The organism is Streptomyces gamaensis, assembly GCF_042656465.1.
Taxonomy (GTDB): domain Bacteria; phylum Actinomycetota; class Actinomycetes; order Streptomycetales; family Streptomycetaceae; genus Streptomyces; species Streptomyces gamaensis.
In genome coordinates, this window is sequence record NZ_JBHSPB010000009.1 from 65,759 (window position 1) to 82,208 (window position 16,450).

14 protein-coding genes are annotated in these 16,450 nt (G+C 74.2%); 6 read left to right on the plus strand and 8 right to left on the minus strand.

The annotated features are described in order from the left end of the window. Nucleotides 1-5 precede the first annotated feature (5 nt). Nucleotides 6-689 carry a pyridoxine/pyridoxamine 5'-phosphate oxidase gene (locus ACFP1Z_RS16420; protein ID WP_390317105.1) on the plus strand — a complete coding sequence of 228 codons (684 nt, stop codon included), beginning with the start codon at nt 6-8 and terminating at the stop codon, nt 687-689. A 36-nt stretch (nt 690-725) separates the two neighbouring features. Here ACFP1Z_RS16420 and ACFP1Z_RS16425 read toward each other — a convergent pair whose 3' ends face one another. Continuing rightward, complete coding sequence (locus ACFP1Z_RS16425) at nt 726-1,145, minus strand: Zn-ribbon domain-containing OB-fold protein (RefSeq protein WP_390317106.1); 420 nt, start codon at nt 1,143-1,145, stop codon at nt 726-728. Nucleotides 1,146-1,293: 148 nt separating this feature from the next. Between ACFP1Z_RS16425 and ACFP1Z_RS16430 the strand changes: the two genes are divergently transcribed. From ACFP1Z_RS16430 to ACFP1Z_RS16440, 3 genes are all read left to right on the plus strand, one after another. Beyond that, nucleotides 1,294-3,519: an acetate--CoA ligase family protein gene (locus tag ACFP1Z_RS16430; protein WP_390317107.1), complete on the plus strand. Its 2,226-nt coding sequence runs from the start codon at nt 1,294-1,296 to the stop codon at nt 3,517-3,519. 10 nt (nt 3,520-3,529) lie between these two features. After that, nucleotides 3,530-4,396, plus strand: a complete 867-nt coding sequence (locus tag ACFP1Z_RS16435; protein ID WP_390317108.1) for an enoyl-CoA hydratase/isomerase family protein — start codon at nt 3,530-3,532, stop codon at nt 4,394-4,396. A 79-nt stretch (nt 4,397-4,475) separates the two neighbouring features. After that, nucleotides 4,476-5,114 (plus strand): flavin reductase family protein, encoded by a 639-nt coding sequence (locus ACFP1Z_RS16440; RefSeq protein WP_390317109.1) that lies wholly within the window; start codon nt 4,476-4,478, stop codon nt 5,112-5,114. 70 nt (nt 5,115-5,184) lie between these two features. Here ACFP1Z_RS16440 and ACFP1Z_RS16445 read toward each other — a convergent pair whose 3' ends face one another. Beyond that, on the minus strand, nt 5,185-6,216 hold the full coding sequence (locus ACFP1Z_RS16445; RefSeq protein WP_390317110.1) for a hypothetical protein: 1,032 nt from the start codon (nt 6,214-6,216) through the stop codon (nt 5,185-5,187). 282 nt (nt 6,217-6,498) lie between these two features. On the opposite strand from ACFP1Z_RS16445, the gene ACFP1Z_RS16450 reads away from it, so the two are divergent. Beyond that, a complete protein-coding gene (locus tag ACFP1Z_RS16450) occupies nt 6,499-7,524 on the plus strand; it encodes a GlxA family transcriptional regulator (RefSeq protein WP_390317111.1) in 1,026 nt (341 codons plus the stop codon). Nucleotides 7,525-7,543: 19 nt separating this feature from the next. On the opposite strand, the gene ACFP1Z_RS16455 is transcribed toward ACFP1Z_RS16450, so the two are convergent. From ACFP1Z_RS16455 to ACFP1Z_RS16470, 4 genes are read right to left on the minus strand one after another with little or no spacing between them, the layout of a single operon-like run. After that, nucleotides 7,544-8,626 carry an alcohol dehydrogenase catalytic domain-containing protein gene (locus ACFP1Z_RS16455; RefSeq protein WP_390317113.1) on the minus strand — a complete coding sequence of 361 codons (1,083 nt, stop codon included), beginning with the start codon at nt 8,624-8,626 and terminating at the stop codon, nt 7,544-7,546. Nucleotides 8,627-8,680: 54 nt separating this feature from the next. Next, on the minus strand, nt 8,681-10,144 hold the full coding sequence (locus ACFP1Z_RS16460; RefSeq protein WP_390317115.1) for an aldehyde dehydrogenase family protein: 1,464 nt from the start codon (nt 10,142-10,144) through the stop codon (nt 8,681-8,683). Next, the gene (locus tag ACFP1Z_RS16465) at nt 10,141-11,337 is read right to left on the minus strand and encodes an acyl-CoA dehydrogenase family protein (RefSeq protein WP_390317117.1); all 1,197 of its coding nucleotides are present in this window, start codon (nt 11,335-11,337) and stop codon (nt 10,141-10,143) included. The genes ACFP1Z_RS16460 and ACFP1Z_RS16465 overlap by 4 nt, the downstream gene beginning before the upstream one ends. Before the next feature lie 49 nt (nt 11,338-11,386). Beyond that, a complete protein-coding gene (locus ACFP1Z_RS16470; RefSeq protein WP_390317119.1) occupies nt 11,387-12,340 on the minus strand; it encodes an SDR family NAD(P)-dependent oxidoreductase in 954 nt (317 codons plus the stop codon). A gap of 103 nt (nt 12,341-12,443) precedes the next feature. Here ACFP1Z_RS16470 and ACFP1Z_RS16475 point away from each other — a divergent pair, with 103 nt between their 5' ends. Continuing rightward, the gene (locus tag ACFP1Z_RS16475; protein ID WP_390317120.1) at nt 12,444-13,370 is read left to right on the plus strand and encodes a cyclase family protein; all 927 of its coding nucleotides are present in this window, start codon (nt 12,444-12,446) and stop codon (nt 13,368-13,370) included. A 993-nt stretch (nt 13,371-14,363) separates the two neighbouring features. Here the strand turns inward: ACFP1Z_RS16475 and ACFP1Z_RS16480 are convergent. Continuing rightward, entirely contained in the window at nt 14,364-14,831 is a 468-nt protein-coding gene (locus ACFP1Z_RS16480) for an ATP-binding protein (RefSeq protein WP_390317122.1), read from the minus strand. Nucleotides 14,832-15,244: 413 nt separating this feature from the next. Next, a complete protein-coding gene (locus ACFP1Z_RS16485) occupies nt 15,245-16,435 on the minus strand; it encodes an acyl-CoA dehydrogenase family protein (protein WP_390317123.1) in 1,191 nt (396 codons plus the stop codon). Nucleotides 16,436-16,450 lie beyond the last annotated feature (15 nt).

Here is a 16,450-nt window from a genome sequence, read left to right on the forward strand (position 1 = left end):
GAGGCATGAGCAGCGAAACGGACGACAGCCGCCAGGAGTCCTTCCGTGCCCTGCTGCGCTCGTTGCGCGTGTGGGACACCGAACTGCCGCACTTCGACCCGGAGTCGGCACCCGCCGATCCACTGCCGCTGTTCCAGCGGTGGCTGCGCGAGGCGGCCGAGGCGGGGGCCGTCGAGCCCCACACGATGACACTGGCGACGGCGGACGCCGCCGGGCTGCCGTCGGTGCGCACGGTGATGCTCCACGACGCGGACGAGCGCGGCTGGCACTTCGGCACGCACAGCACGAGCCGCAAGGGCCGGGAGCTGGCGGCGCGGCCCGAGGCGGCGCTGGGCTTCTACTGGCCGGCCGTCGGCCGGCAGGTCCGGATGAGCGGACCGGTGACGGAGGCCGACGCGGCGGAGAGCCGCGCGGACCTGGCCCGGCGCTCGCCGGGCGCGCTCGCGGCCGCGCTGGTGGGGCGGCAGAGCGAGGTGCTGGACTCGTACAAGGAGCTGGAGCGGGCCTTCGAGGCGGCCTGGGAGCGGGCTCTGCGGGAGCCCGACGCGCCCGTGGACAGCTGGCGGCTGTACGTGCTGCGGCCGCGCGAGATCGAGTTCTTCCAGGGCGACGCCGGGCGCCGGCACGTACGCCTCGCGTACCGCCGCACCGCCGACGGGACGTGGACCACACGGCTGCTGTGGCCGTGAGACCGCACCCCGCGGCCACGCGTGCGCAGGCCCCGGTCAGCACGGCCCGAAGACAGGCGTCCGCAGCGGGGGCACGGGGCCGGGCCGGAAGCGGACGCGCAGGGGCATGCCGACGCGCAGCAAGTCCTCGGGACAGCCGACGACCTCGGTCATCATCCGCGGCCCTTCGTCGAGGTCGACGGCGGCGGCCGTCCAGGGCGGCCGCTCGTCGAACGGCGGCAGGTCGCTGACGTGGACGACGGACCAGGTGTAGAGCGTGGCGCGGCCGCTCGCCTCCTCCCAGCCGACGTCCTCGCTCCAGCAGTACGGGCAGAACTCGCGCGGATAGTGGTGCGCCCGTCCGCAGCCCTGTGCCCGGCACCGGCGGATCAGCAGCCGGCCCTCCGCCGCCGCGTCCCAGTAGGGGCGTGCGAACGGGTCGATGTCCGGTATGTCGAAGCGCGGCCTGTCGGTCATTCCGCGCCAACCCCCTTCCCGCTCCGGCTGCTTGGCTGTCTCCCGCTCTCCTCTCTTCCCTCGCGGCACCATTCCTGACACTGCATCAGATCGGTAGCCTGACCGTACGCCAGTTCACCGGACCGTCGAGCAGGAGCAGGCGAGAACGATGCTTGGATCGACTCACGGCACCCTCACCACCACCTCCCGCCCGGCCCGCGTGGTGGGCCGCGGCGAGCATCCCCGCCCCGGTGCGCACGGCCTGCCCGACGGCGCCCTGGACCTCGACGTCAGTGGACGGCCGCTGTGCTCACCCGTCCCGGACCTGGACCGGTTCTTCCGCCCGGCGACCGTGGCCGTCGTCGGCGCCTCCGACGCCCCGGGCCGCCCCAACGCCGGGGTGACCCGGCAACTCGTCGACTGGGCCCGGCACGTCGGCGCCCGCGTCCTGCCCGTGCACCCCACCCGCGCCTCCGTCCTGGGCCTGCCCTGCCACCCTCGCGTCTCGGACCTGCCCGAACCGGTCGACCTCGCCGTCCTGCTGGTGGGCGACCCGCTGCCGGTGGTCGAGGAACTCGCCGACGCCAAGGTCGCGTTCGCCGTCGCCTTCGCCTCGGGCTTCGCCGAGACCGGCGCGGAGGGCGCCACCGCCCAGGCCCGGCTGGCGGCCGCGGCCGCACGCTCGGGCGTACGGCTGCTGGGCCCCAACACCAACCTCAACGCCTTCGAGATCTTCCGCGACGACCTGCCGGGCCCGGCCATCGCGCTGGTGACACAGTCGGGCCACCAGGGCCGGCCCCTGTTCGCCCTGCAGGAACTGGGCATCCGGCTCTCGCACTGGGCCCCGACCGGCAACGAGGCGGACCTGGAGTGCGCGGACTTCATCTCCTACTTCGCCACCCGGCCCGAGGTCGGGGCCGTCGCCGCCTATGTGGAAGGGCTCAAGGACGGCCGCTCCTTCCTGCTGGCCGCCGACCGGGCGGCGCGGCACCGCGTGCCCGTCGTCGCCGTCAAGGTCGGCCGCACCGAGGCCGGCGCCCGCACGGCCGCCTCGCACACCGGCAAGCTCACCGGCGCCGACGCCGTCGCCGACGCCGCGATGCGGCAGTTCGGCGTGATCCGCGTCGACGGACTCGACGAACTGCAGGACACCGCTGCACTGCTCGCCAGAGCCCGCCCGCCGCGCGCCACGGGCGTGGCCGTCTGCTCCATCTCCGGCGGCACGGGCGCCCACTTCGCCGATCTCGCCACGGCCGCCGGGCTCGAACTGCCCGCCCTCTCCCCGGCGAAACAGGCCGAGCTCCACCGGTGGATACCCGAGTACCTCGACGTCACGAACCCCGTCGACAGCGGCGGCCACCCCGTCGGCGACCGGCGCGGCCGGAAGATCATCGACGCGCTCCTGGCCGATCCGGCGGTCGGCGTCCTCGTCTGCCCGATCACCGGCCCGTTCCCGCCGCTGAGCGACCGGCTCGCGCGGGACCTGGTGGCGGCGGCGGAGGAGACCGACAAACTCGTGTGCGTGGTGTGGGGTTCGCCCGTGGGCACCGAGGACGCCTACCGCACCACACTCCTCGGCTCTTCGCGCGTGGCCACCTTCCGCACCTTCGGCAACTGCGTCACCGCCGTACGCGCCTGGCTCGACCACCACCGCTTCACCACCGGCTACCGCTCCCCCTTCGACGACGCGCCCCGCACCCCCTCGCCGTCGGCCCGCAAGGCGCGCGAACTCCTGCGCCCCGGCGAGCAGCTCAGCGAGCACGCGGCGAAGCAGCTCCTGCGCGCCTACGGCATCCGCGTGGCAAGGGAGCAACTGGTGACCAGCGCCGCCGCTGCCGTCCGGGCGGCCGCGCAGATCGGATACCCGGTGGTGATGAAGGCCTCCGGCCCGCAGCTCGCGCACAAGACGGAGCTGGGCCTGGTCAGGATCGGCCTGACCTCCGCCAGCCAGGTCCGCGACAGCTACCGCGAGCTGACCGACATCGCGCGCTGCGAAGGGCTGCCGCTGGACGGCGTCCTCGTGTGCCAACTCGTGGGACACGGCGTGGAGATGGTGGTGGGGATCGCCCAGGACCCCCTCTTCGGCCCCACGGTGACCGTCGGCCTCGGCGGACGGCTCGTGGAGGTGCTGCGCGACACCGCCGTGGGCGTGCCGCCCTTCGGCGAGGACCGGGCCCGGGCGATGGTCGCCGAACTGCGCGGCCGGGCCCTGCTGGACGGGGTCCGGGGGGCTCCCCCGGCCGACGTGGACGCCCTCGTGGAGACCGTGCTGCGGGTGCAGCGCATGGCGCTGGAGCTGAGCGACGGGCTCACCGAGCTCGACATCAACCCGCTCGTCGTCCTCGAACGCGGGCAGGGCGCCGTCGCCCTGGACGCGCTGGCCTTCTGCCGCTAGGAGCTCCCCCATGTCCCTCTCCCCCCGTGCGCGGCCCCCGGAGCCCGGCGGGACCGCCGGGTCCACCGGGCCCGTCGGACCCGATGCCCCAGTGATACTGCACGCCACTGACAACGGGGTGTCCTGGATCGCTCTCAACCGCCCCGCCGCCCGCCACGCCATCACCCCCGAGCTGCGAGAACGCCTCATTTCCGGGCTGGCCGACGCCTCCGCCGACCCGGCCGTGCGCGCCGTGGTGATCACGGCGAGCGGGCCGGCGTTCTGCGCGGGGGCCGATCTGCGGGCGGCGTCGGCGGAAGGCGCCCGCGCCCGGCTCCCCGGGGACGTCTCCCGCGTCGTCCGCCAGGGGGCCCAGCGCCTGATCGGCGCCGTGCTGGACTGCGAGAAGCCGGTGCTCGCGGCGGTGAACGGCGTCGCCGCCGGGCTCGGCGCGCACCTCGCGTTCGCCTGCGACCTCGTCCTCGCCGGTGAACGGGCCCGCTTCACCGAGGTGTTCGTCCGGCGCGGGCTGGTCCCGGACGGCGGGGGCGCCTATCTGCTGCCCCGCCTCGTCGGCCCGCAGCGCGCGAAGGAGCTGATGTTCTTCGGCGAGGACGTGACCGCCGCCGAGGCGCGGCGGCTGGGTCTGGTCAACCGCGTGGTGCCCGACGGGGAGCTCGCCGCGACGGCCCGGGCCTGGGCCGGCCGGCTGGCGGCGGGGCCGACCCGGGCCCTCGCCCTGGCCAAGCAGCTGGTCAACGCCTCGCTCGACGGCGACCGTTCGGCGGCGTTCGCCGCCGAGGCGGCCGCCCAGGAGATCAACATGAGTACGGCCGACGCCCGCGAGGGCATCGCGAGCTTCCTGGAGCGCCGCGACCCGCAGTACCGGGGCCGCTAGCGGCGCGGCGGCGCGGCCCGCGCGCGGCAGCGGTCCCGGAACCCTTCCTTGTTGACGCCCCGTCAGTTTCAATGGAGCCATGATGGGACACGCGGGCATGGCGGCCCTCGCGGTGCGCTATCTGCGCTCCGCCGACGCTCCGGTCCGCGCGGCACCACCGCCCGCCGGCCCCGCGCCCCGGCCGCGACTGCGCGCCGTGGGACCGGACGAACCGCCCCCGCCGGGACCGGAGCAACTCCGCCGCGTCCTCGGCGCGTTCGCCAGCGGCGTCACGGTCGTCACCGCGCCGGGCACGGACCGGCAACCGCCCGCCGGCTTCGCCTGCCAGGCGTTCGCCTCGCTCTCGCTCGACCCGCCGCTGGTCGTCTTCATGGTGGGCCGTACGTCCACGACGTGGCCGCGCATCGCCCGGGCCGGGGTGTTCTGCGTGAACATCCTGGGAGCACGGCAGGAAGCGCTCTGCCGCTCGTTCGCGGTCAGTTCGTCGGCGGCCGGCGACAAGTTCTCCGGCGTCGCCCACGAGCCGTCGCCGGTGACGGGTTCACCACGGCTGGCGGGCGCGGTGGCCTGGGTGGACTGCACGGTGCACGCCGTGCACACCGGCGGGGACCATCTCGTCGTCATCGGACGCGTCGAGGCACTGGGAACGGACGAGCAGGCGGCAGCCGCGGGACCGCTGCTCTTCCACCGGGGCACGTTCGGCACCTTCACGGTGTGACACGTAAGGACAGACGAAATCGACGCCTGCCGCCCGTCAACCGCCTACCGGAACTGTCGCGCGGTGGCGGCTACTTGTCGCTCGTTCCGGACGTGTCGCCCCGGTGGTGCCCGGCGCCCTTGACGACCTTCGTCAGGACGTACCGCTTGCCCTGCCCCGGCTTGCCGATCTCGTGGAAGATACGCGGCTTCTTCTGCGTGCCCGCGACGCTCCAGTTGACGACGAGCTCGCAGGGGGCGATCCGCAGGGACACCCCCTGGACCGTGCCGTTGTCCTCGACCGGGGACCACGTCCCGGAACCGTCGCAGTCCTTGGACCGGGGCTTGCCCGTGCCGTCCCACGTGTAGTGGTCCAGGCCCTTGGCGAACGCCAGGCCGTCGGAGGTCAGCCTGACCTTGCCGCCGTGGTCGTCGGCCCAGGTCCCGGCGAGATCCGCGCTGCCGAGCCGGGGCGGCTCGTAGACCTTGACCAGACCGGAGCCGTACGCGCCCGCGCCCAGCGCGCCGACCGCCAGCCAGGCGAGGGCTCCGTAGCCCGACACCCGGCGGACCAGCCGCGGCGGCCTGCCCGCACGGACCGCGCGTCCGGCGGCCCGGGCGATCAGGGCGGCGGGCAGCAGCGCGGCGCTCAGCGCGCCCCACCACACGAGATAGGCGAGCGGATGCGCGAGCCGCATGCTGCCCAGCGCCGCGACACCGCCGAAGGCGGCCACCGCGCCCGCGGAGACCACCGGGACGGCCGCCACGGTCCACGGCCAGCGTTCGTCCCGGCCCGCGCGCCGGGCCAGCCGACGCGCGAGGGCCAGGGCGGGCATGACGGCGACCGCCGTGGCGAAGCCGCTGAAAAGGACACCGAGCAGGACGGCCGCGAGCAGCAGGACGGCGACCAGCACGACGCCGCTGGGCAGACCGTCGTGCTCACGGGCGAGCAGCACGAGGACCGCGACCGTACCGGAGAGGGCGAGCTCCGCGCAGAGCCCGGCCATCGACGCGCAGAACGCGGCACCGAAACCGTCGGGGTGCACGACGCGCCCGGTCCTGCCGCGCGGACGTTCCGCCCCGTCCCCGTCCGGTATCGCGCCCGGCTCGGCCTGCTGTGTCATAACCGCCCCTCTCTCCAAGAAATGATTCCCCCAGAGGCCGAGAGGTTGCTTCCGCGTGCGGTCCGGGACCGCGCGGCCCACCGGATCCGTCACCGGTCCGTCGACAAGGAGGCCCGGGTGCCCCGGCCCGTACGAGCCGGGGCACCCGGCAGACATTGTTACCGAATAACCCCTCTTGCCCCGGAAGCGGGCCGGGGGCCGGAAGCCGCCGGGAATGCGCCCGGCGGCCGCGGCCTTGACCGTCATGGCAGGATCGCCAGTACGCGCAGGGGGACGACCGAGATGACACAGGCCACCGCCGACGGGACCACCGGCCACCGCCCGGGGGCACGGCCGCACCGGGTCGCGGTCCTCGCGCTGGACGGGGTGGTCCCCTTCGAACTCGCCATCCCGCACAAGGTCTTCGGCAACGCCCGGTCGAGCACGGGAGAAGCACTGTACGAAGTGGTCACCTGCGCGCTCGCCGCGGGAGCTGTGGGCACGGACACCGACTTCACGATCACCGTCGGGCAGGGGCCGGAAGCACTCGACAGGGCGGACACGGTCGTCGTACCGGCCTCGCACCGGCCGGGCCTGCCCTACGAGGAGGGGCGGCTCGGCGACGCGCTGTCCGCCGCCTTCGCCCGGATCCGCCCCGGTGCGCGGATGGTGTCCATCTGCACCGGCTCGTACGTCCTGGCCGCCGCCGGTCTCCTCGACGGGCGGCCGGCGACCACGCACTGGCGCAGCGCGGAGCACTTCCAGCGGCTGTTCCCGGCGGTGCGGGTGGATCCGGACGTCCTCTTCGTCGACGACGGCGACCTGCTGACGTCGGCCGGGGCCGCGTCCGGCATCGACCTGTGTCTGCACATCGTGCGGCGCGACCACGGCAGCGCCGTGGCCAACGACGTGGCAAGGCGCGGCGTCGTACCGCCCCACCGCGACGGCGGGCAGGCCCAGTTCGTCCAGCGGCCGGTGCCCGAGCCGCGCGTGTCGACGACCACGACGGCCCGCGCCTGGGCCCTGGGGCGGCTGCACCTGCCGATCCAGTTGCGCGATCTGGCCGAGCGGGAGGCGATGAGCGTACGGACCTTCACGCGCCGCTTCCGCGAAGAGGTCGGCATGAGCCCGGGGCAGTGGCTGATCCAGCAGCGGGTGGAGCGCGCCCGGCATCTGCTGGAGGACACCGACCTGGGGGTCGACCAGGTCGCGCGGGACGCGGGTTTCGGTACGGCGGCGTCGATGCGGCAGCACCTGCAGGCCGCGCTCGGTGTCTCCCCGACCGCCTACCGGCGCACCTTCCGGGCCGAGCGCGCGGCCTCGCGCTGACGGCCGCCCGGTGCGAACGTCAGGACGGCGCGAACGTCAGGACGGCGCGGGTGACCCGTCCACCGCGGGTGTCGGCGACGGCCTCGGCGAAGTCCTCTACGGGGTAGGTGCGGGTGACCAACTCGTCGAGCAGGAGCCGCCCTTCCCCGTAGAGCCGCGCGTACAGGGCGATGTCGTACTGCGGGCGCGAGGAGCCGTAGCGGCAGCCGAGGACCGCCTTGTCGAGGTACAGGGAGGAGACGGCGAAGGACGCCTGGGCCCCGGCGGGCGGCACCCCCAGCAGGACCGCCTGACCGTGCGGGCCGAGCAGGCCCACGGCCTGCCGGACGAGGGAGGCGTCCCCGACGCACTCGAAGACGTGGTCGGCGCCGTCCGGGAGGATCGCGCGCACCTCCGACGGGCCGGTGGTGACGCCGGCGCCGGCCTCGGTGACGAAGTGGGTGGCGCCGAACCGGCGGGCCGGTCCGCTCCTCGCGGGATTGCTGTCGACGGCCACGACGGTGGAGGCCCCGGCGAGGCGGGCGCCCTGTACGACGTTCAGGCCCACGCCCCCGGCCCCGATGACGACGACGGAGTCGCCCTGGGCGACGCGGGCGCGGTTGCGGACGGCGCCGACGCCGGTGAGCACCGCGCAGCCGATGACGGCCGCTGAGGCGGGCGGTATGCCGTGGGAGATCCGCACGGCCTGGACGGCCCGGACGACGGTGCGTTCGGCGAGGACGGACGTCGCGGCGAACTGGTGCAGCCGCTCCCCGCCACGGGTGAAGGGCCGGCCGGGCCGGCCGATGGAGTACCGGCACATGGCCGGGCGGCCGCGTCCGCACTCGGGGCAGGTCCCGCAGTTGGCGAGGGTGGACAGTACGACGTGGTCACCGGGCGCGACGTGGGTGACGCCGGGCCCGGTCTCCTCGACGACTCCGGCACCCTCGTGGCCGAGGACCACCGGCACGGGGCAGGGGATGGTGCCGTCGAGGACCGACAGGTCGCTGTGGCAGAGCCCGGCGGCCAGGACGGCGACCAGGACCTCGCCCGGTCCCGGAGCGCGCACGTCGAGGTCGTCGACGACCCGGGGACGGTCGCCGTCGAAGACGACACCTCTCATGCCGGCTCCCCTCCCGGGAGGTCAACTGCCGGATATATCGGTGTTGTTGCCGTCTCACGCGGTCCAGACGACGGACTGCAGTTCGCTGTAGGCGTGCAGGGCGAAGGAGCCTCCGTCGCGGCCGACACCGCTGTCCTTGAATCCGCCGAAGGGGGTCTCGGGGTGCCGCTGGGCCGTGTTGATGCCGACGTTGCCGCTGCGCAGCCGGGCGGCCAGGGCCCAGGCACGGGCGGCGCCGGCCGCGAAGACGTAGTCGTGGAGGCCGTAGGGGGTGCTGTTGGCGATGCGCACCGCCTCGTCCTCGTCGTCGAAGGGGATCGCGGCGACGACGGGCCCGAAGATCTCCTCGCGGGCCGCGGCCATGCCGGGGGTGACGTCCGCGAGGAGCGTGGGGGCGACGTAGAAGCCGGGGCGAAGGGCGGGGCGGGTGCCGCCGGCGGCCACGCGGGCGCCCTCGGCGCGGGCCCCGGCGATGTACGCCTCGACGCGTTCGCGCTGCTCGGCGGAGATCAACGGGCCGACGTCGGTGGAGTTTTCCACAGGGCTACCGACGGTCAGTGACCGAGCGTAGTCTGTGAGGCGGGCGACGACCTCCTCGTACCGCGAGCGGTGGACGAGGGCGCGGGTCGGCGCCGTGCAGATCTGCCCGCTGTGGAAGGACCAGACCGAGCCCACCGCTCCGACGGCCGACTCGATCACTTTGTCGTCGGCGTCACCCAGGACGATGGCCGCGCCCTTGCCTCCCATTTCCATCAGGGTGCGCTTCATCGACCTCCCCGCGGATTCGGCGATCCTCTTTCCCACGACAGTGGACCCGGTGAAGCTGACCATGTCGACGCCGGGGTGCGAGACGAGCGCCTCGCCGGTGGCGGGGTATTCACCGGTGATGACGTTGAACAGGCCGTCGGGGAGGCCGGCCCGGCGTGTGATGGGCCCCAGTTCCAGGCAGCTCAGGGGGTCCTGGGGCGCCGGTTTGGCGACGACCGCGTTGCCCATGGCCAGGGCCGGCGCGGCCTTGCCCGCGAGATTGACGAGAGGGAAGTTGTAGGAGGTGATGCAGGCGACGACGCCCACGGGGCGGCGTACGGCGGCGGCCCCCAGCAGGCCGCCGGGAGCAAGTGGGCTGCCGTGGCCGATGGTCGGCGCGAGCGGGACGGTGTGCGGTTCCATCGCCCCGCGCGCGTAGCGGCGGAATCTTTCGACGGCCACGGGCAGTTGCATGGCCGAGGTGACGCGTGTGGTCGCGCCCGTCTCGGCCTGGAGGAGGGGCAGCAGCCGCTCCGCGTGTTCGGTGAGCAGATCCGCGATCCGGTCCAGTACGGCCGCGCGTTCGCGTGCGGGGGTGCGGGACCAGCCGTCCTGAGCGGCCTGTGCGGCGGCCACGGCGTCGGCGACTTCGGCGCGCGTCGACTCCGGGGCCTCCCCGACGACCTCTTCGGTCGCCGGATTGACAACTGGATAGTGACCTTTTTCCGGCGTGCGCCAGGCGCCGCCGATCCAGTGCCCGTACGCCGTCATGGCCGGGGCTCCTTCGGAAGGCCGAGCACGCGCTCGGCGATGACGGTGCGCTGGATCTCGTCCGTGCCGCTGTGGATGGTGTCGGCACGGGAGAAGAGGAACAGACGTTGCAGGGCGTCGAGTTCATAGGGCCTGTCCGTGTGCCAGGCCCCGGGGCCGAGGGCGGCGGCCGGGCCCTGTACCTGCATCGCCAGTTCGCCGAGTGCGCGGTGCCAGCGGGCCCACAGCAGTTTGGTGACGCCGGCCGCGCCGGGGCCGCCGTCCGTCCCCAGGGTCCGCAGGGTGTGCCGGCGCATGGTCCACAGCTCGGCCCACTGCCGCACGAGCCGGTCGCGCAGCACCGGGTCCTCTGCGGCGCCGCTGTCGACGGCGAGCCGGATGACGCGGGCGAGTTCGGCGGCGTAGCCGATCTGCCGGGTGAGGGTGGCCGCGCCGCGTTCCCGCCCGAGGAGGTCGACGGCGACGCGCCAGCCGTCGCCCTCCGCGCCGACGAGGTGCTCGGCGCGGGCCTCGGCGCCGTCGAGGAACACGTCGCAGAAGTCGGCGGCGCCGGTCAGCTGCCGGATCGGCCGGATGTCGACGCGGCCGGGCTGGTCCAACGGCACGAGCAGGAAGGAGAGTCCGTGGTGCCGTCGGGAGCCCGGGGTGGTGCGGGCCAGCAGGAAGCACCAGTGGGCCTCGTGGGCGTGGGAGGTCCAGGTCTTCTGGCCGCTGATCCGGTACGTGCCGGTGCGGCCCGAGCGGACGGCGGTGGTGCGCACGGCGGCCAGGTCGGAGCCGGCACCGGGTTCGCTGTAGCCCTGGCACCACAGTTCCTCGCCGCGGGCGATGGGGGGCAGGAAGCGGGAGCGCTGCGCGGCGTCGCCGTGGGCGAGGAGGGTGGGGGCGAGAAGGTGCTCTCCCGTGTGTCCGAGGCGGGCGGCCGGTGCTCCCGCGCGGGCGTACTCCTCGGCCCAGACGAGCTGCCCGGCCAGGCCCGCGCTGCGGTTCCCGTAGGTGCCGTGCGCCGTGTCCCACCCGAGGCCGATCCAGCCGCCCGAGCCGAGTTCGCGTTCCCAGGCACGCAGGTCCACGGGGGTGACGGGAGCGACGGGTCCTTCGGGCGCGGATCCCGCTGCGGGCAGGCGGGCCGCGAGCCAGGAGCGGGCCTCCTTGCGCAGTGCCTCGTCCTCCGGGCCGAAAGCGAAGTCCACGTCCTCTCCCCTCGCTGTGCCTGCGTGTTCCTCGACGGGCCGGCTGCCGTCAACCGGCCGGGGCCGTGGGCCCGGTGGGCTCCGGTCCGGGTTCCTGTGCGGGGCGTCCGTCGGTCCGGGCCGCGGCCGCCCTCGCGCGCACCTGGCCGAGCAGGGGCATCGGGTCGGTGCCGACGGCGGCGGGGAGCACCCGGGCGATGCGTTCCGGGCTCCAGGGCCCCTCCGCGCAGACGGTCCGCACCTCGCGGGGCTGGGCCCACAGGGCGATCCTGGGGCCGGCGACCGTGTAGACCTGCCCGGTGACGCCTTCGGCGCGGGCCCGTTCGCTGAGCAGGTAGACGACCAGGGGTGCGACGTCCTCGGGGTCGCCGATGCCGGTGAGCCCGCCCGGCACGGCGGCGGACATACGGGTCCGGGCCACGGGTGCCACGCAGTTGGCCGTGACGCCGTAGGTGTCCAGGGCGAGCGCGGCGCTCCGCACGAGGGAGACGACACCGCCTTTGGCGGCGGCGTAGTTGGCCTGGGCCACGCTGCCCTGGTGGGCGCCGCTGGTGAAGCCGACGAGGGCGCCGCCGCGCTGGCGGCGCATGACGGCGGAGGCCGCGCGGAAGACGGTGAAGGTCCCCTTCAAGTGGGTGGCGAGGACCGGGTCCCACTCCTCCTCGGTCATGTTGAACAGCATGCGCTCGCGCAGGATCCCGGCGGCGCACACGACGCCGTCGAGCCGCCCGTAGCGGGACACGGCGGTCTCGACGATCCGCGCCCCGCCGGCCATCGTGGCGACGTCGTCCGCGACGGCGACCGCCTCTCCGCCGGCCGCCGCGATCTCCTCGGCCACGGCCGTGGCCACGGCGGCGCTGGGTTCCCCGCCGGCGACGGTGACCCCGAGGTCGTTGACGACGACCCGTGCGCCCTCGGCGGCGCAGGCCAGGGCCACGGCCCGCCCGATGCCCCGGCCGGCCCCGGTGACGACGACCACCTTCTCGGCGAGGAAGTTCCCCATGGCTCGCCCCTTCCGAGCGCATCTGACGGTCCGTTAGATTTTTGAGCAGCTCGGGCGCGGGCACAAGCCCCGCAGGGCGTCCGTTCCGGCGAAGGGGAAGCCGATGCCGATGCCACCGGAGTTCCGCGAGATCGCCAAACGCGTGAACAACTGGGGGCGTTGGGGCGCGGACGACGAGAGGGGCACCCTGAACCTCATCGACGACGAGGTCGTCCGTGGCGCGGTCGCGACGGTACGGACCGGCCGCCGGGTGCCGCTCGCGGTGCCGCTGCGGCCGGACGGGATACAGACCGGGCTGATACCGGGCCGGGTCAACCCCCTGCACACGATGACCGCGGTCAACCAGGAGCTCTTCGGGCCCGGCACCGTCGCCACGAGCGACGACGTCGTGACCATGGGCCTCCAGGCCGGCACGCACTGGGACGGGCTCGCGCATGTCTCCCACGGCGGCACGCTCTACAACGGCCGCCCCGCGGCTTCGGTGACCGCGCACGGCCGGGCGGCCTTCGGCGGCATCGAGAAGGTGCGGCACATCGTCTCGCGCGGCGTACTCCTCGATGTCGCGGGCGCGTTGGGGGCCGAGCGGCTCGGGGGCGGGCACGCGGTGGGGCCGAAGGAGCTGACGGCGGCGGAGGAGTGGGCGGGGGTGAGGGTGCGGCGGGGCGACATCGTCCTCGTCAGGACCGGGCAGATCCGTGTGTACCTGGCCGGGGACCGCGAGGGGTATGCCCATCCGTCACCGGGGCTGTCGATCCGCGCTCCCGAGTGGTTCCACGCCCGGGACGTGGCCGCTGTCGCGGGCGACACCCTGACGTTCGAGATCTTCCCGCCGGAAGTCGAGGGCCTGTGGCTCCCGGTGCACGCGCTGCACCTGGTCGAGATGGGGATGCTACAGGGCCAGAACTGGGACCTGGAGCAACTGGCCGCCGCGTGCCGGGAGGAGAGCCGCTACGCCTTCCTCCTGACGGCGACACCGGAACCCTTCGCCGGCGCGGTGGGCAGCCCAGTGGCACCGGTGGCAATCCTCTGAGACCACAAGACGGCACCGCCCACACGACCGCGAACGAGGCCGCGCCACCACCACGTCCGCCCTGTCCAGCCCGCCCGCACCACGGGGACCTGCCCGGCTCGCCCGCACCGCGGGGACCTGTCCGACTCATCCGCACCGCAGGGACCCGCCCAGCCCAACCGCACCGCGGGGACCTGTCCGGACCGCCCGCACCGCATGGATCTGTCCGGCCCGCCCGCACCACGGGGACCTTTCCGGACCGCCCGCACCGCAGGGCCCCCGCCCGTCGCACCCCATGCCCCCATACCGCCGAACCCTGTCCGGTTCCGCCGTCAACCACACGGCCCGCACGGATTCCAGCCAACCTCGCGGCAGCACCCCGATCCGGCCATGCGCCTGCCGTTCCGGACGACGACCGGACCCCGGATATCCCTCGGCCCCCGAATCCATCGCCCCGCGCAGAAGCCGCACCCGCACCGCCAGGACACCGGAACAACCGCGAACAGCCACGAACAGCCGCCCCGGGCACACCTTTCCGGCCCTGCGTCTCCCACACCCCCACAGGGGCGAGCCCTTGCCCCGGCCACCGCACACCGCGCCCCGACAGGGCAGACAGCCCCCGCCGGCGTCGGCGACACCCCACCGGGGCCCTACGACGGGCCACCCTCCCCGGCAGTCCCCTCCGCACCACCGCAAGGGGCCGACACCTGCGAGCACCGCCAGCGCCCGCACGAACCCCCGCGCCGGCCAACACCGAAGAACCACGGCACCCCGACCGTGCGGGCCCCTCGGCCCGAGAGATGGCGGCGACGCGCCGATGCGCACCCCGAGCACGGCACCGCACGCCGCCGCCCAGCTCCGGCGCCTGAGCCCTGTTCGCGCCGGACGGCGACCCGCACTCGCCAAGGCAGCCCGGTACAGGCGGGCGTCTCGACGTCCCCTCGCAACGAATCGCTGCGTCCAAGGGTGATCACGTGGACACTTCACGTCAACACCTGGTCTGGACTTTGTCGATTACGCCCGATTTGTGACGGCGTGAGGTGACTCAAAAGCGCCCACCCACGCGGCCGTTCCCCGGTCCACCTCGCACCAGATGCGCTTGCCGGTCCCCTCCCGCTGCCAGCCCCAGCGGTCGGCCAGCCCGTCCACGAGCTCCAGGCCCCGCCCGCCGGTGTCGTCGCCCTGGGCGCAGCGCCGGCGGGGCGGCCGGGCGCTGATGTCGGCGACCTCCACGCGGACGGTGCCCACCCTGGCCCCGCCCGCCGCCCCGGCGACCGGGAAGAGCACGCGCAGCACGGCCGGACAGCCGGTGTGCACCACCGCGTTGGTGACGAGCTCGGAGATCAGCAGGATCAGCGTCTCGGCCAGCGGCTCGTCCACCCCTATCCCGGAACCGGCGAGCCGCGACCTCGCCCACCTGCGGGCGCGCCCCACTTCCGCGGGGTCGGCCCGGACCTCCATCTGCATCTGAAGCACCTGCACCGCTCACACCATCCGAACCGGCGGACACAACGCCTGGCGTCTCCAAGGGCTCACGGAACGTGATCCCCTTACGTGACAGCATGGTTGACGCTCAGTCACCCCAACAAGCGCTTCGGGCATATTCCGGCGCAAAGGAGTAGGACTGCTGCATACTGTGCGACGCGTGCCCCGCGGAGTCGAACACCGAATGACTCCGGGCACTGTTCCGACGCGAGCACCAGTCGTTCCCGTACCCGACTTCGCCCCTTGTGCAACACCCGGGCCGCCGCGCCTCTGAACCACTCGCACCCAAGGGAGAGTACCCGAGCGCGGAGGTGACTCCTCCCCGTGACGGGCACGCTGCGGGACACAGGCCGATATCGACGGTCTGTGATCGGTTATGCATGACATGACCGGCATTTCGCCCATGCCGATTACACCGTGACATTCCCCTTGGCCGAAGCATCCGGTGCATCAACTGCCGTGCGATTCCAGGGATCATTCAAGAGCAGTTCGTTCGCGAGAAATTCCTCGGCCTCGGCGGCGGACTGCCACTGACAGGCCCTCGTCCACGCCCTTTTGAGATACAGATGGACGTCCGATTCCCAGGTGAAGCCCAGGCCACCATGCACTTGCAGACAGTCACGAGCGTTGCGGACCGCTGCACGGTCCGCGAGCAGTTTGGCCGTGACGGCATCGGTCGGAGAGTCCGTCGCCGACGCGGCACGGACGGCCGCGCGGGCCGTCTCCACACGGACGAGCATCCGGGCGCACAAGTGTTGCACGGCCTGGAAGGAGCCGACAGGCCGCCCGAACTGGCTGCGCCGCCGCGCGTGTTCGACCGCCATGCCGAGCATGCGGCCTGCCCCGCCGAGCTGTTGGGCGGCGGTGAGCACCAACGCCTCGTACCGGATCCTGTCCGCCGGCACGCTCACGGTGCGCGCCGCGCCCGTACGGACCGTGCCGCCGGTACGGGCTTCCGCCGCCTGCGGCGGGGCGGGGAGCCGGGCCACGTGGTGCAGGGGCGTCAGCGGGTCGACGGCGCGCAGGGGGCGCGCGTCCAGTGCCGTCGGCGCGGTGCCGGCCGTGAACTCCAGCAGCCGTGTCCCGGTGCCGTCGAGCAGCAGCACGTGTCCGGCCGCCGCGAGGTGCTCGGCGGGGCCGGGCCGGTCCAGGGCCGTGACCACGGCGGTGCCGTCGGCGGCTCCGGGCAGCAGGCCCGCCGCGAGGTGGGTGGCGGTCAGCGGGCCCGGCAGCAGCGCCCGGCCCGCCTCCTCGAAGAGCACGGCGGCCTCCGGGAGTCCGAGGCCCGCCCCGCCGTCCCGTTCGGGCAGCCGCAGCGCGAAGAACCCGGCCTCCCCCAACGCCCGCCACAGCTCCGGGTCGACGACGGCCACCGCACGGGGTGGTGCGGCATCCCCGCCCCCCTCCGGCCGCGCCCGCCCGGAACCCGCCCGGCGCCCGCCGGCCTCCCCCGCAGCCCCCGCATCCGCCCGTGCCCCCGCCGCCTCCGCCTCGGCGGCATCAACCGCCCCCCGCAGCCGTTCCCGCGGAAACCGGGCCGCCAGCAGAGCGCGCATCCCTTCCCGCAGTGCCCGCTGATCCTCGTCCGGCCGGAAGCCCATGATCAACACCCCTTG